At 72.4% G+C, this 13,475-nt stretch carries 16 protein-coding genes; 4 read left to right on the top strand and 12 right to left on the bottom strand.

Translation table 11 applies throughout. The features are described from left to right. Positions 1 to 66 precede the first annotated feature (66 nt). The 8 genes from NI17_RS19755 to NI17_RS19720 form a co-directional block, all read right to left on the bottom strand. Complete coding sequence (locus tag NI17_RS19755; protein WP_068693879.1) at positions 67 to 672, bottom strand: DUF4352 domain-containing protein; 606 nt, start codon at positions 670 to 672, stop codon at positions 67 to 69. 110 nt (positions 673 to 782) lie between these two features. Next, on the bottom strand, positions 783 to 1,424 hold the full coding sequence (locus tag NI17_RS19750; RefSeq protein ID WP_068693881.1) for a DJ-1/PfpI family protein: 642 nt from the start codon (positions 1,422 to 1,424) through the stop codon (positions 783 to 785). Then, a complete protein-coding gene (locus tag NI17_RS19745; RefSeq protein ID WP_084012867.1) occupies positions 1,381 to 2,418 on the bottom strand; it encodes a GlxA family transcriptional regulator in 1,038 nt (345 codons plus the stop codon). The genes NI17_RS19750 and NI17_RS19745 overlap by 44 nt, the downstream gene beginning before the upstream one ends. Positions 2,419 to 2,595: 177 nt before the next feature. After that, a complete protein-coding gene (locus tag NI17_RS19740; RefSeq protein WP_068693883.1) occupies positions 2,596 to 3,975 on the bottom strand; it encodes an MBL fold metallo-hydrolase in 1,380 nt (459 codons plus the stop codon). 111 nt (positions 3,976 to 4,086) lie between these two features. After that, positions 4,087 to 4,872, bottom strand: coding sequence for a sulfite exporter TauE/SafE family protein (locus NI17_RS19735; RefSeq protein WP_068693885.1), 786 nt, complete (start codon positions 4,870 to 4,872; stop codon positions 4,087 to 4,089). A gap of 1 nt (position 4,873) precedes the next feature. After that, a complete protein-coding gene (locus tag NI17_RS19730) occupies positions 4,874 to 5,470 on the bottom strand; it encodes a rhodanese-like domain-containing protein (protein ID WP_068693886.1) in 597 nt (198 codons plus the stop codon). 74 nt (positions 5,471 to 5,544) lie between these two features. Then, positions 5,545 to 5,829 (bottom strand): rhodanese-like domain-containing protein, encoded by a 285-nt coding sequence (locus NI17_RS19725; protein WP_119268145.1) that lies wholly within the window; start codon positions 5,827 to 5,829, stop codon positions 5,545 to 5,547. A 132-nt stretch (positions 5,830 to 5,961) separates the two neighbouring features. Then, the gene (locus tag NI17_RS19720; protein ID WP_068693890.1) at positions 5,962 to 6,231 is read right to left on the bottom strand and encodes a metal-sensitive transcriptional regulator; all 270 of its coding nucleotides are present in this window, start codon (positions 6,229 to 6,231) and stop codon (positions 5,962 to 5,964) included. A gap of 111 nt (positions 6,232 to 6,342) precedes the next feature. Between NI17_RS19720 and NI17_RS19715 the strand changes: the two genes are divergently transcribed. Further along, the gene (locus tag NI17_RS19715; RefSeq protein ID WP_068693892.1) at positions 6,343 to 6,924 is read left to right on the top strand and encodes a hypothetical protein; all 582 of its coding nucleotides are present in this window, start codon (positions 6,343 to 6,345) and stop codon (positions 6,922 to 6,924) included. Positions 6,925 to 7,065: 141 nt separating this feature from the next. On the opposite strand, the gene NI17_RS24755 is transcribed toward NI17_RS19715, so the two are convergent. Further along, positions 7,066 to 7,281 carry a zf-HC2 domain-containing protein gene (locus NI17_RS24755; RefSeq protein ID WP_424565558.1) on the bottom strand — a complete coding sequence of 72 codons (216 nt, stop codon included), beginning with the start codon at positions 7,279 to 7,281 and terminating at the stop codon, positions 7,066 to 7,068. Positions 7,282 to 7,383: 102 nt separating this feature from the next. On the opposite strand from NI17_RS24755, the gene NI17_RS19710 reads away from it, so the two are divergent. The 3 genes from NI17_RS19710 to NI17_RS19700 are packed head-to-tail and all read left to right on the top strand — an operon-like array spanning position 7,384 to position 9,814. After that, positions 7,384 to 7,965, top strand: coding sequence for an SCO family protein (locus NI17_RS19710; protein WP_234402149.1), 582 nt, complete (start codon positions 7,384 to 7,386; stop codon positions 7,963 to 7,965). A 38-nt stretch (positions 7,966 to 8,003) separates the two neighbouring features. Further along, entirely contained in the window at positions 8,004 to 8,531 is a 528-nt protein-coding gene (locus tag NI17_RS19705; RefSeq protein ID WP_068693894.1) for a copper chaperone PCu(A)C, read from the top strand. Then, positions 8,528 to 9,814 carry a Dyp-type peroxidase gene (locus NI17_RS19700; RefSeq protein WP_068693896.1) on the top strand — a complete coding sequence of 429 codons (1,287 nt, stop codon included), beginning with the start codon at positions 8,528 to 8,530 and terminating at the stop codon, positions 9,812 to 9,814. The genes NI17_RS19705 and NI17_RS19700 overlap by 4 nt, the downstream gene beginning before the upstream one ends. Before the next feature lie 83 nt (positions 9,815 to 9,897). On the opposite strand, the gene NI17_RS19695 is transcribed toward NI17_RS19700, so the two are convergent. The 3 genes from NI17_RS19695 to crtI are packed head-to-tail and all read right to left on the bottom strand — an operon-like array spanning position 9,898 to position 13,419. Continuing rightward, the gene (locus NI17_RS19695; RefSeq protein WP_068693910.1) at positions 9,898 to 10,893 is read right to left on the bottom strand and encodes a DUF5914 domain-containing protein; all 996 of its coding nucleotides are present in this window, start codon (positions 10,891 to 10,893) and stop codon (positions 9,898 to 9,900) included. Positions 10,894 to 10,906: 13 nt separating this feature from the next. Continuing rightward, the gene (locus tag NI17_RS19690) at positions 10,907 to 11,899 is read right to left on the bottom strand and encodes a phytoene/squalene synthase family protein (RefSeq protein WP_068693898.1); all 993 of its coding nucleotides are present in this window, start codon (positions 11,897 to 11,899) and stop codon (positions 10,907 to 10,909) included. Then, positions 11,896 to 13,419 (bottom strand): phytoene desaturase family protein, encoded by a 1,524-nt coding sequence (crtI, locus tag NI17_RS19685; RefSeq protein ID WP_068693900.1) that lies wholly within the window; start codon positions 13,417 to 13,419, stop codon positions 11,896 to 11,898. The genes NI17_RS19690 and crtI overlap by 4 nt, the downstream gene beginning before the upstream one ends. Positions 13,420 to 13,475 lie beyond the last annotated feature (56 nt).

Here is a 13,475-nt window from a genome sequence, read left to right as displayed (position 1 = left end):
CTGCCGTTGTCCGGACCCCGACCGGGAGGGAGGCGGCGTACCGGAGCAGCGCCGTCACCGGTCGGGTCAGTCTCGGGCCTCCAGATTGGCGAACACCGCCCCGTACTCCACGGTGACCGCGATCTCGTACAGGTGGGCGCCGGAGGGAACCGGGAAGACCACGTCGACCTCGGTGGACGCGCCCGGAGCGAGGTGGGCCGGAGTCGGGTCGCCGCCGTCGGCCGCGGCTCGCTCGGCCTCGGGGTCGTGGGGGAAGGTGCGACCGTCGACGCTGGCGGCGGTGGAACCGGCGGGGGCGAAGGCGCGCGGTTCGGGGCCGTTGTTGGTGACCTGAAGGGTGAAGACGTGGTACGCCGTTCCCTCGGGCGCGTGGACGCCGCTGCCCGTGTCGCCGGTGACGACACCGTCGCTGTCGACGCGGACCTCGGTGATCCGCAGTCGCCAGTCCCCGGTACTGGCCGTCACCCCCTCGAAGTCGGCGGGTTCGGGCATCTCCTCGAAGCGCGGGGCGGCGGAGTCGGGCGTGGTCGACGGGCTCCGAGTGATGGCGGACGTCGACCGGACCGCGGTCACGTCCTGTCCCGGAAGGGAGTGGAGTCCGGCGGAGAGGAGGGAACCGACGGCAAGAGCGGTCCCCCCGACAACGGCAGCGGCGAAAGTGGTGCGCTCCATGACAACTTCCGCTGCTTCCCGCGTCCGCGCGGTCCAAGGGCCGGTGCCGCTAAAAACCCGGCAAACGCTGAGGGGAACGGACGAGGTCCCCTGTCTCCGGGGCGGCGCGGTCACTCCCCCCGCAGGACGAGGGAGCGGTGGCCGCGGAGGGTCTCGACGACGGCGGGCGGAGCGGTCTCCGGCGAACCCGCTGTGTACGGAGGACGCGGATCGTACTCGATGCCGAGTTGGATCATCTGCGCGGTGGTCTCGTCGGCGACCCGGGCGGCCAGCGTGAGCGCCATGTCGATGCCGGAGGAGACTCCCGCCGAGGTCACGTATTTGCCGTCGGTGACCACGCGTTCGAGCGTCGGCGTCACACCGAACGCGGGAAGCTGGTCCAGCGCCAGCCAGTGCGAGGTGGCGCGCCGCCCGGTGAGCAGTCCGGCGGCGGCCAGGAGCAGCGATCCGGTGCACACCGACGCGGTCCAGGTGCTGGTGCGGTCGACAGCACGCAGCCACTCGTGCACCGGACCGTCGTCCATGAGCGCGGCCTGGCCGTGGCCGCCCGGCACTATCACGATGTCGGGAGCGGTGACCTCGTCGAGCACCGCGTCCACGTGCAGGCCGAGCCGTCCGGTGTCGCTCCGTACCTCGCCGGTGCGTTCGCCGACGAAGACGATCTCCGCTCCGGGGAGCCAGGAGAGGACACTGTAGGGCCCCACGGCGTCAAGCGCGGTGAGCCGGTCGAAGAGCAGGACGGCGATCTGCACGATCGCTCCTTTCCGTTGTTTCTGTTGTCGACGGGTGGAACCGTCGCCGGTACTCGGCGGGTGAGACGTCGAGCGCGCGCAGGAAGGCGCGGCGCATCGCCTCCGGCGTGCCGTAGCCGCAGCGGCGCGCGATCCGCGCGATCCCGTCGGTGCTGTCCTCCAGCAGACGGCGGGCCGCCTCCAGTCGGATCCGGTCCACGTACCGCCCGGGGGTGACCCCGGTCTCGGCGGTGAACACCCGGGCGAACTGGCGCGGGGACAGCCCGGCGCGTTCGGCCAGCGCCTCCACCGACAGGTCCGCGCCGGGGTGGTCGTTGATCCACCCCTGGAGTTCGCGCAGCGGTTCGCGCCGCGCGGTCTGGGCCTGGAGTTGGCTGCTGAACTGGGCCTGTCCGCCGGGTCTGCGCAGGAACACCACCAGGTGGCGGGCGACGGTGAGGGCCGCCTCCCGGCCCAGATCCTCCTCCACCAGCGCCAGCGACAGGTCGATGCCGGCGGTCACCCCCGCGGAGGTGGTCACACGGCCGTCCCGCACGAAGATCGGGTCGGGATCCACCCGGATCCGGGGGAAGCGTGCGGCCAGGCTCGCGCAGTGGTTCCAGTGGGTGGTGGCGCGTCGGCCGTCCAGCAGGCCCGCCTCCGCCAGCAGGAACGCGCCGGTGCACACCGAGACCAGGCGCTCGGCCCGGTGGGCGTGCACGCGGAGCCACGCCACGAGGGCGGAGTGGGGCACACGGGTGCCGTCCCCTCCCGGAACGACGAGTGTGTGCGGGACGGGAACGTGGGCGAGGTCGGCGTCGGGAGCGACCCGCAGCCCGCTGGAGGTGCGAACAGGGGTGCCGCCGAGCGAGGCGGTCACCACCTCGTAGCCCCGGACACCGCTCCGGTTCGCCGCCACGTAGCGGTCGGCGCCGGTGAAGACCTCCAGTGGTCCGGTGACGTCCAGACTCTGCACGCCCTCGAAGAGGACGATGAGTACGCGGCGGTTCGGCATGGCCCCAGTATTCGACCGCCGGGCCATGGCGGCAATGACGAGTTTCCCACCTTTTCTGCCATGCCGACCGGGGTCCCGGGGCGACACCCCCGCCGACTTTGTCGACAAATCGCTTTGTCGACCTTCGGGCGGCGACGGGACCGTGCTGGACGCGGTCCCGTCGCCACCCGGAACGGATCAGACCGTCTGGTGCAGGGCCTCGAAGGCCGCGTAGCCGCCGAGCAGGTCGGAGACGTTCGGCACGCCCTCGGCGCGCAGCAGACTGGCCGCGACGCTGGAGCGGTAGCCGCCCGCGCAGTGCACCACGATCGGACGGCCGATGGGCACCTCACCCAGTCGGGCGGGCAGTTCCGCGAGCGGGATGTGCAGCGACCCGGGAACGGCGCCCTGGTCGCGCTCCCCCTGGTTGCGCACGTCCAGCACGACCGGTGGTTCGTCGCCGCGCAGGTCCTCGGACAGCGCGGCAGCGGTCCTCCGGGAGGCGTTCTCCATCTCCTCGGGAACGGTGACGAAGACGCTCTCCGGTTCCGGCAGGTAGCCCTCGGCGGTGTCGAAGCCCACCCGGGCCAACCGGACGAGGGTCTGTGCCTCCTGCCCTTCGGGGGCGACGACGAGCAGCGGCGTCCCCGGCTTCAGCACGCTTCCCGCGGTCTCGGCGAACCGGCCGTCCACCGGCACGTTGATCGAGCCGCGCAGGTGGCCCGCCGCGTACTCCTGCGGGTCCCGGGAGTCCACGACCACCGCGCCGGAGGCCCGTCGGGCCAGGAAGTCCTCGGCCGACAGGGCGACCACGATCTTCTCGGTGTCCAGGACCCCGCGCTGCTTGCGGTTGAGCACCGCGTCGTAGGCGAAGTAGGAGGGAGCGGCCGGCTGCCCGGCGGTGACCAGCGCGAGGAAGGTCGACTCGTCCATCGGACGGCAGGCGTAGTTGGTGCGCCGCTGCTCGCCGATGGTGGACCAGCGCTCGGTGGACAGGTTCTTGCCGCACGCCGAGCCAGCGCCGTGTGCGGGGAAGACCCGCACGTCGTCGTGGAGTCCCATGAGCTTGTGCTGCACCGAGTCGTAGAGCATCCGACCGAGTTCGTCGGCGGTGGAGCCGAGGGAGGCCAGCAGGTCGGGACGGCCCACGTCACCGATGAACAGCGCGTCGCCGGTGAGGACGCCGTAGGGGACGGTGTCGTCGACGTGCTCGTGGACCACGATGCTGATCGACTCGGGGGTGTGCCCGGGCGTCTCCATGATCTCCAGGACGACGTCACCCAGCGCGATCCGCTCGCCGTCGGCCAGCTTCCGACTGGGGTACTCGGTCTCGGCACGGCTTCCGTAGCCGATCCACGCGCCGGTGCGCTCGGCCAGCTCCAGGTGCCCGGCGACGAAGTCGGCGTGGAAGTGGGTGTTGATGACCGCCTCGATGGTCAACCCCTTCTCCTCGGCGTCCGCGAGGTAGTCGGTGATGTCGCGTTTGGGGTCGACCACGACGGCCCGGCCGGTGCCCTCGTCGGCGATCAGGTAGGACGCGTGGGACAGGCAGTCGAGGTAGTACTGCGTGAACAGCATCGTGGTTTCCTCTCCGTATTCTCCGGGATGGCTCTTCGTGCCCCGGGGGGTATATCGGTTCGATGGTTGTGCTGTGTCGTGGACCGGTGGGGTCCGGTTGTCCGGTAGCGGTTACAGGAGCAGTTCGGGCGCTGCCAGGGCGCCCGCCGCCGCTCCCGCCGCGACGGCGAGGACGAGGACGGCGAAACCGCGTCTCAGCAGTGCGGCGGGCAGACGCGCGGCCAGACCTCCGGCGGCCAGTGCCGCGGCCATCGCGCTCATCGCGAAGACTCCCACGGTCAGGAAGTCGAGTTCGGCCAGGGCCTGGGTGTGTGCGGCGAGCCCGGAGGCGGAGTTGAGGACGATGATCGCCAACGAGGTGGCCACCGCCTCGGCAGCGGTCAGCCCCAGTCCCATGCTCAGCGCCGGAACGATGACAAACCCGCCGCCGACCCCGAACAGCCCGGTCAGGAACCCCACCAGGGCGCCCGCCAGCACGGACCGGGGCAGGCACGCGCGCCAGTTCACCTCGCCGGTCCCGCCGCGGCAGACCCCGTCCGAAGCGGGCCCCGGCCGCAGCATGCGTACGGCCACCACGACCATGAGCGCCGCGAAGCCGAGCATCAGCCAACGGTCGGGGAGTAGACGTCCCACCGCGCTGCCGCCGAACGCGGAGGGCAGCCCGGCCAGTCCGAAGACCAGCGCCACCCGCCAGCGGACCAGACCGGTGCGGGCCCTGGTCAGCAGGCCGGTCGCCGACGACGCGCCCACCACGACCAGGGAGGCCGGAACGGCCGCGGCCAGCGGCAGGCCCACCCCGTAGACCAGTGCGGGCACCGCCAGGATCGAACCACCGCCGCCGAGCAGGCCGAGCAGCAGTCCGATCACCACACCGAAGAGCGCCGCCGTGAGTGCCATGTCAGTGGCGTGCCGCCGGTGCGGCGTCGGTGAGCGCGGTCAGCATCGCCGGAGCGTCACAGGAGTCGGCGCGGTTGTAGGGCAGCCGAGCCAGCAGGCGCGCCATCATGCAGGTGTCGGTGACGGCCGCGAGGGCCAGCCCCGCGCCGATGCCGGCGGCCACCCACTTGAGCGGTCCGAAGACGGCGCTGGCCGCGACCGAGGTGAGCACGACCGATCCGGCGACCAGGCGCACCTGACGTTCCATCGCCCAACGCCCGCCGGTGCCCCGGTTCAGGGGAGCGCCCACGCGCTCCCACTCGTTGATGCCGCCCCGCAGCACGCTGATCCGCTCCAGTCCGCTGCCCGCGACGAGTGCGCGCGCCTGGTCGGCGCGCATTCCCGAACGGCACACCAGCACGACGGGGTCGTCGTGTTCGGCACTCAGTTCGCGCCGGTGCTCCCGCAACAGGTCGAGCGGCACGTTGTAGGAGCCGGGGATGTGCGCCCCGGCGAACTCGCCGGGGGTGCGCACGTCGATCAGCCGCACGCGGGGATTGCGTTCCTGGAGTTCGCGGACCTGCTCGGGGGCGAGGGTCGCGGGATGGGAACCGTTCACGGGAGTCCTCTCTGTTGTCTGGTACGGGCGGGGGTATGTGGAAGAGGTGGGTGGGCGGGGTGGCCGCGGCGGGATCAGCCGGTGGTCACGGCCCGCCCCGAGGCGAGCCGGTCCCGGGTTCCTCCGGCCACCGAGACCGCCTGCGCTCCGGCCCGGTTCAGCGGGGCGGAGTGCAGACTGCGCTGCCCCGACCGGCAGATCACGCAGACCGGGCGCCCGGCGAACCGGTGGGCCTCGGCGGCCACCCGCTCCAGTGGCAGGTTCGCGGCTCCGGGCACGTGCCCGGAGGCGAACTCTCCGGGCTCGCGCACGTCGAGCACCAGGGCGACCTCAGCGCGGGCGGCGTCGAGTCGGTCCACCGTGACCTCCGGAGCTCCTGCGGCTCCCCATCGAAGCACTACACACCCCCTGGGGTATATGGCAGAGGCAGGTGTGCCTCGGCGTGGACGGTGCGGCGTGATCCCCGGTCTCGGGGCGCACGCCTGACGCGCTCAGGCCAGGGCGAGGAAGAGCTTCTCCCACTCCTGCTCGCTCATCGGCGGCTCCTCGCCGCGTTCACGCGCTGCCTCGCAGTGGCGCAGGCCACTGGCCACGATCTTGAACCCGGCCCGGTCCAGTGCGCGGGAGACCGCGGCGAGCTGGGTCAGCACCGCGGTGCAGTCCTCACCGGACTCGATCATCGCGATGACGCCGCCCAGTTGTCCGTGTGCGCGACGCAGCCTGGTCAGAGCGTCACCGACCAGTTCGGGCTTCATCTCCATCGGTCATCACCTCTTCGCTCGCAACAATACCCCCACCCGTATCGGTTCCGCCAACGCGTTTTCCCACCCCCGGCGACCCCCGCCCGGAACCGGTGCGACGATGGAGGCGCTGTGCACGGAACGTCACTCACCAGGCTCACCCGCGCCGGGGTCTTCGCCGCGGTGTGCGTCGGCGTGTCCGCCAACGGACACGCGTTCCAGGCCGGCCACGGCGTCCCCCTCGGCGGCACCCTGCTCGGCCTCGCACTGATGCTGGCCGTGGGATGGGCGATCGCGGGCAGGGAGCGTGGCGGCGGCACCATCCTCGGCTGGATGCTGTGGGGCCAACTCGCCCTGCACCTCGTCTTCGGCGCCACCCAGTCGGATGTCGGCACCCACTCCGTCCACCAGGCGACGACACTCACCACCGCGGCCGCCGGACAGCCATCCTCCTCCGGAATGCTGGCCGCGCACCTGGGCGCGGCACTGGTCTGCGCACTGTGGCTGCGCCGCGGTGAGGCCGCGGCGTTCCGGCTCGCCCGGGAACTGCGCATCCTGCTGTCCGGCGTGCTCCTGCTGCTCGCCCCACCTCCCGCGGTGCCGTGCCCGCCAGAGGAGACTCCCCTCCGCGGGAGCGGACCGGCTCCCGCCGTCGGCACGCTGCTGCGGCACACGGTCGTCCGACGCGGGCCACCCCCTCCTCGATCGAGCTGACCCGTCAACCCTTCAGCCCAGGCCGCGCGCCACCGCGCCGCGGCTGTCCCGCGTGCGCCCGGAATCCGGTTCGGCGCCGCGCGGACCGATCCGAGGAAAACCAGCATGACCAGTGATGCCCGTGAGAATCGCCACAGGCGGCTAGCCGTGGGTCCGCTGCCCGATCCGCTCGCCCTCATCCCGGGCGGAGGCCAGTGTGGTGACGCCGACCAGCCGGTGCAGCCCCCGTGCGGCGGAAAGCCAGACACCGCACTCCGCACACTCACGCAGATGGGCGCGGACCTGCTCGGGAGAGTGGCTCGTCTCCTCCCCGTCGATTTCGGCGGAAAGAGCGGTTCGACAGTCAATACACCTCACGCTTCCATCATCGCCCACAACATCCCGATTTCCCAGAAACCGGGATATCGGCGCGTCCGAAACAGGAGAGGCGGCAGGGCCGCGGCGCTCGCGGCGGTCGGCGTGCTCGTCCTCGCCGGGTGCGGCCCGGCCGACAGCGGGGCCAGCCAGCAGCGCGGCGGATTCGACTACTACCTCGACCTGACCGAAACCCCGATGACCGCGCCGGACCACGAGTTCCGCACCATGGACGGCGAACCGTGGTCGTTCACCGGAGTCGCCGAGGACCGGCTCACCCTTCTCTACTTCGGCTACACCAGTTGCCCCGACGTGTGCCCCACGACGATGGCCGACATCACCGACGCGATGGGCCGCATCGGCCCCGACGCCGAGCGGATCGACGTGGTCATGGTCAGCACCGATCCGGCCCGGGACACCGCCGAACAGATGCGCTCCTGGTTGACCGGCTTCGACCCCGACTTCGAGGGCGTGACCGGCCCCATCGACGAGGTCGTGCAGGCCGCCCAGGCGTACGGCATCCCGGTGGAGGCGCCCCGGGAGAGCGAGGGCAACTACCTCGTCACCCACGGCGAGCGGGTCGCGGTCCTGCGCCCCGGCGGCGACGCCGTCGGATTCTTCGACCCGGGCACCTCGGGCGAACAGATGAGCGCCGTCCTGCCCGACCTGCTCACCGAACAGATCTGAACCCCAGGACTTCCACAGCCATGCGGAGAGACATCCTCGTGAACACATCCACCCCCGCCCTCCTCGCCATCGGCGCCGCCGCCGTGCTCGCCCTGTCCGGCTGCGGTACCCAGAACACCGACCAGCCCAAGGAACACGGCTCCGCCATGGGCAGCGCCGAGGCCGGCGACCTCACCGTCGAAGGGGCGTGGCTGGCCGAACCCGCACAGCCGTCGATGACCGCCGGCTACCTCACCATCACCAACAGCGGTGACGGCGACGTCTCCCTGACCGAGGCGGAGACGTCACTGTCGGACCGGACCGAACTGCACACCGTGGAGACCACCGAAAGCGGTGCGTCGCAGATGACGCCCGTCGACACGATTCCGGTCCCCGCGGGCGAGACTGTCGAACTCGCCTCCGGAGGCCTCCACATCATGGTGCTGGAAATGGAGCGGCCCCCCGAGGTCGGCGACACCGCCACCATCACCCTGACCTTCGACAACGGTGAGACCGTCGAGGTCGAAGCCCCGGTACGGGAGCGTGCCGGAAGCGGCGGGCACCGCCCGGGAGACGAACAGCCATGACCGGACCGGAGCCGACCCGGACGGGGAACGCCTCCCGTCGGAGGTTCCTCGCGGGACTGGGCGCGGCGGCACTGACCGGTGCGGGAGCCGGCATGGCGGCGGGGGAAGCCGTCCGGCCCCTCCTGCCCGACCCCGGCCCCGCCACCGATCCCGCCGCCGAGGAACGGCTGCGCATGGCCGGTCAGCCGGCCGACGCCGCCGCCACACCCCAACCCGGAATCACCGGACGGGCTCCCGCGTTCGTCCACGTCCTCTCGTTCGACCTCGCCGACACGGTCCGGGAGAACACCGGCACCGCCCGCGAGGCCGCGGCCACCGTGCTGCGCTCCTGGGCCGAACTGGCGACCCGGTTGCACGAGGACGGACCCGCCGAGGGCACTGCCGCCACCGGCCTGCTTCCCGCCTCTCTCATGGTCACCGTCGGTCTCGGAGGCTCCCTCCTCCAGGCGATCGGCGCGGCGGACCGACGCCCGGACGCCCTCGCCGACCTGCCCGAGTTCTCCACCGACGAACTGCGTCCCCGGTGGTGCGGAGGAGACCTGCTGCTCCAGATCGGAGCCGAGGACCCCATGGTGCTGGCCGCGGCCGCCGACGAACTGGTGGCGGCGTCCACGCGGACCACGACGGTGCGCTGGGCGCTGCGCGGCTTCCGACACACCGCCGCGGCAGCCCGGAATCCGGACGCCACCCCGCGCAACCTCATGGGCCAGATCGACGGAACCGCCAACCCGGCCCAGGACCACGCCCTGTTCGACCGGACCGTGACCGCGCGGGAAGCCCGGGACCCCGCGCACGCGTGGATGGACGGCGGCAGCTATCTGGTCATACGGCGCATCCGGATGCTGCTGGACGAGTGGCGGGGACTGGACGTGCCCGCACGCGAACGGGTGCTCGGCCGCCGCCTCGACACGGGCGCACCCCTGGGCGGGCGGAAGGAGACCGACCCCGTCGTGCTGACCGCCCGCGACGCGAGCGGACGGCCGGTCATCCCCGAGGACGCGCACGTGCGGCTGGCCAACCCGGAGAGCAACCTGGGGGCGCGCATGTTCCGGCGCGGCTACAGCTACGACGAGGGATGGCGCGACGACGGCGTCCGTGACGCGGGACTGCTCTTCATGGCCTGGCAGGGCGACCCCGCCACCGGGTTCGTCCCGGTGCAGCGCAGCCTCGCCGACCGGGGCGACGCCCTCAACCGCTACACCCGGCACGAGGGCAGCGCCCTGTTCGCGGTCCCCGCCGCCGCGAGGGGCCGCTATCCGGGACAGGACCTGGTCGAGGGATAGCCCCGGCCCGCCATGCGGGACACGCGGCCCGTCCCCGCCACGGGAGAGCGGGAACGGGCCGCGTTCCCGGAGAACGGTCCGGGTCAGGAGGGCCAGCGTCCCGAGGAGCGCAGGGTGTGACGGCGCTCGGCGTAGGCGAGGTCGTCACGCCACAGCCGCCGCGCCGCGAACCGCATCACCGGGCGGACCAGGGGAGCGACCCGACGCGCAACACCGAACCCGGGCCGGTCCGACGTCGCGATCGTCGCCTCGACGACCGCCGTACGCGGCACCCCCTGCCGGTCCACCCCCAACGGGGTGGCGTGCGTCTCCACCACGCTGCCCGCCCCCTCACCCCGGATGATGCGCATGACCACGGTGCGGGGCTCCGGGCAGTGGAACACCGCCCGCACCGGAACCCCGAGCCGACCCGCGACCCTGAACGACACGTCCACCACGAACCGGTCGTCGCTGTCGGACACCCCCTCCTCGGGAGCCTCGACCACCCGCAGTCCCACGAACGAGTACGGGTGGAACCACGACCCGTGCCACGGGTCCAACCGGTTGGCGACCACGTCCTCCGGTTCGCACCGAGCGGCCACCGTCTCCACCGCGGCCAGCGCCCGCGCGGCCTCCGGGCGCTCCGGAAGCACCGGCTTCGCCAGCGGCTCCTCGCCGCCCGCCGCGTCCAACCGCACCCACACCAGCACCCCGTCGTCGTACACGGGAAACGGCGACCACCCCGGAAACCCCTCCGAGCCCAACGACAGGCCGTGCCACCGGCACACCAGCCGGTCACCGCGCACCGCCCCCCGACACAGCGGCGCCCCCAGATGCGGACAGGCCCCCGGAGCCGCGTGCACCGTCCCGTCCGGTGACCGCCACGCCACCACCTCGACGTCCGCCACCATCCGGCCGAAGGGCCGCCCCGGACGGATCTGCGCACTCGCCGCCAGCACGAACCAGTTTCCGGACGGCCGTGCCAACGCCCGCTTCAGCGCTCCCTCGATCAGTCCCGGGCGGGCGCCCCGCCACGACGGTTCCTGCCGCTCCCACACCGTCTTCGGCAGCCTGCGCAGCGGAAGCCGCCGAGATGTCATGTCCTCGGGCAACTCAGTCCCTCCCCGAAATCCGTGCGCCGCCCGCTCGCGGCGCCGTACCGCTGTCCGTCCGTCGTCTTCCCCCGACTCTGAGCAGTACGGCCTGGGCGAAGGCCGGAACCGCCACCCGTACGCGCCGCCGCCGAGGCACCGAGCGGCGGCGGCTCCACACGTCGAAGTCGGCCGCCTCGATCGCGTCGACAATGCCCCGGTAGAGCGTGAACGCGGTGGCCACGCACGGCCGCGAGACCGGGTCGAGCATCGCGATTCCCGGCTCGGCCATCCGGTAGCCGTCCCGGTTCACCGCCACCATGTGCGCCAGCGCGTCCCGCACCCGGGGATCCCCGCGCCGCCGAGCCCGGCACCACGCCAGCAACTCCCGGTCCACGCCGTGGTGCGCCAGCACGTCCGCGGGCAGGTAGACCCGCCCCCGGTCGAGGTCCTCGGCCACGTCGCGCAGGAAGTTGGTGAGTTGGAACGCCTCCCCCAGCGCCGCCGCGTGCGGGGCGGCACGGGGCAGGGGCACCACTGTCCCCAGAACCGGAAGCACCTGCAGACCGATCACCGCGGCCGAGCCGTACATGTAGCCACGCAGGTCGTCGAAGGTCGGATAGTCGGTGACGGACAGGTCCATCCGCATGGACCGCAGGAAGGCCGCGAACAACTCCGCCCCGATCCCGTAGCGCCACGCGGTGTCGGCGACCGCCCTGACCACCGGTTCGGTGCTCTCCCCGCCGGACAGCGCGGTGGTCAGCTCCGCGTCCAGACGGGTGAGCACGGCGGTCCGCTCCTCCACGGGGACGGTGTCGTCCAGGTCGTCGACCACGTCGTCCACCCACCGCGCGAAACCGTAGAGGGCATGGACCGCGGGCCGCCGCTGCGGGGGCAGCGCGAGCGTGGCCAGGTAGTAGGTGCGTCCGTACCGGGCGTGCAGTTCCCGGCAGCGGACGTAGTCCGCGCACAGCCGGGGGTCGGTGATGCCCGCCGCCCGAAGCTCCCGCCTCATCGCCGTCTCCCCGAGGTCGTGACCGTCGTCCGGGAGGAGACGGGGACGTCTCCGGTGATGCGTGCCGCGGCGAGTTTTCCCGAGACCAGGACCGTGGGCAGCCCCACACCGGGGGTGGTCCCGCAGCCGGCCAGCACCGCGTTGGCGGTTCCCGACACCAGGTTGCGCGGCCGGAACGGTCCCGTCTGGGCGAAGGTGTGCGCTGTGGCGAACGGGCTGCCGAACGCGTGCCCCTGGCGTGACCAGTCCTCGGGCGTCACCAACCGCTCGACCAGCACCGAGCAGTCGAAACCCGGCATTCCGCGTGCCTGCAGCGTCGCCGCCAGGTGGTCCCGGTAACGGGGACCGAAGGACGCCCAGTCGATCCGCCCGGTCCGCAGGTTGGGGCAGGGCGCCAACACGGAGAACAGGTGCCGGCCCGGTGGGGCCAGCCCGCTGTCGGTCGCCGTCGGCTGCGTCACCAGCAGTGACGGATCACTCATCGGCGTTCCCGCACGGGTGATCTCGGTGAACGTACGCCGCCACGCCGCACCGAACAGGATGGTGTGGTGGTCGAGTCGCGGCCAGGTCCGGTCGGTTCCCGCGTGCAGTACGACCGCTGACGGCGAGAACCGCAGCGGCACCGGTCGCCACGGGGTCCGTCCCAGCAGTCGGTAGGCCACCGGCAGGTCCACGGTCAGCACCACCGCGTCACAGGGGATGCGGTCCCCGTCGGCCAGGAGCACGGCGCTCACCCGGTCGCCGCGCCGCTCCAGTCGGGTCACCGCCTGTCCGTAACGCAGCCGCCCCCCGGCCTTGGCGGCGGCGTCCGCGAGGGCCCCGCCCAGCACGCGCATGCCGCCGCGCGGGAAGTAGACCCCGGCGACGGTGTCCATGTAGGCGATCACCGCGTAGGCGGCCAACGCCCGGTGAGGTGGTACTCCCGCGTAGAGGGACTGGAACGAGAACACTCGGCGTAGCCGTTCGTCCCTGACGAAGCCGCCGACCGCTGAGGACAGGCGCCGGAACCCGCCGACGGCCGCCAACCGAGCCAGTTGGGGGGAGAGCAGGGCGAACGGGGAGTCGAAGTTCACGTCGATGAACCGGGCCATCTCCAGTTCGTACAGTTCGCGCAGCCACCCGCGCAGCCGCAGGTAGCCGGTGGCCTCGCGGGGGCCGCACACCCGTGCGACCTCCTCGGCCATCGCGGCCGCGTCGGTGTGCACGTCGAGGGTGGAGCCGTCCGGAAACGAGGCCCGGTAGGCCGGGGACAGCGGCACCAGGTCGAGACGGTCGGACACCGACTCGCCCACCGCGGCCAGAGCCTCGTCGAGCAGTTCCGGCATGGTCAGGACGGTCGGTCCGGTGTCGACGTGGAATCCGTCCAGATCCAGTCGCCCGGCGCGGCCTCCGGGGTGAGCCTCCCGCTCGACCACGGTCACCTGTCGTCCCGAACCCAGTAGATGCAGTGCGGCGGCGAGCCCGGACAGCCCCGCACCCACCACCACGACGTGGTCCGTCGGTCCGGTCACGGTTCGCATGGAGCCTCCCTGGCAGGGTGGTGGCCGCCACCCGGTCGCGGCGGAACACCGTCGTC

Origin of the sequence: Thermobifida halotolerans (assembly GCF_003574835.2) — a bacterium.
In the GTDB taxonomy this organism is placed as follows: Bacteria; Actinomycetota; Actinomycetes; order Streptosporangiales; family Streptosporangiaceae; genus Thermobifida; species Thermobifida halotolerans.
This window is presented reverse-complemented; position numbering and strand designations above follow the sequence as displayed.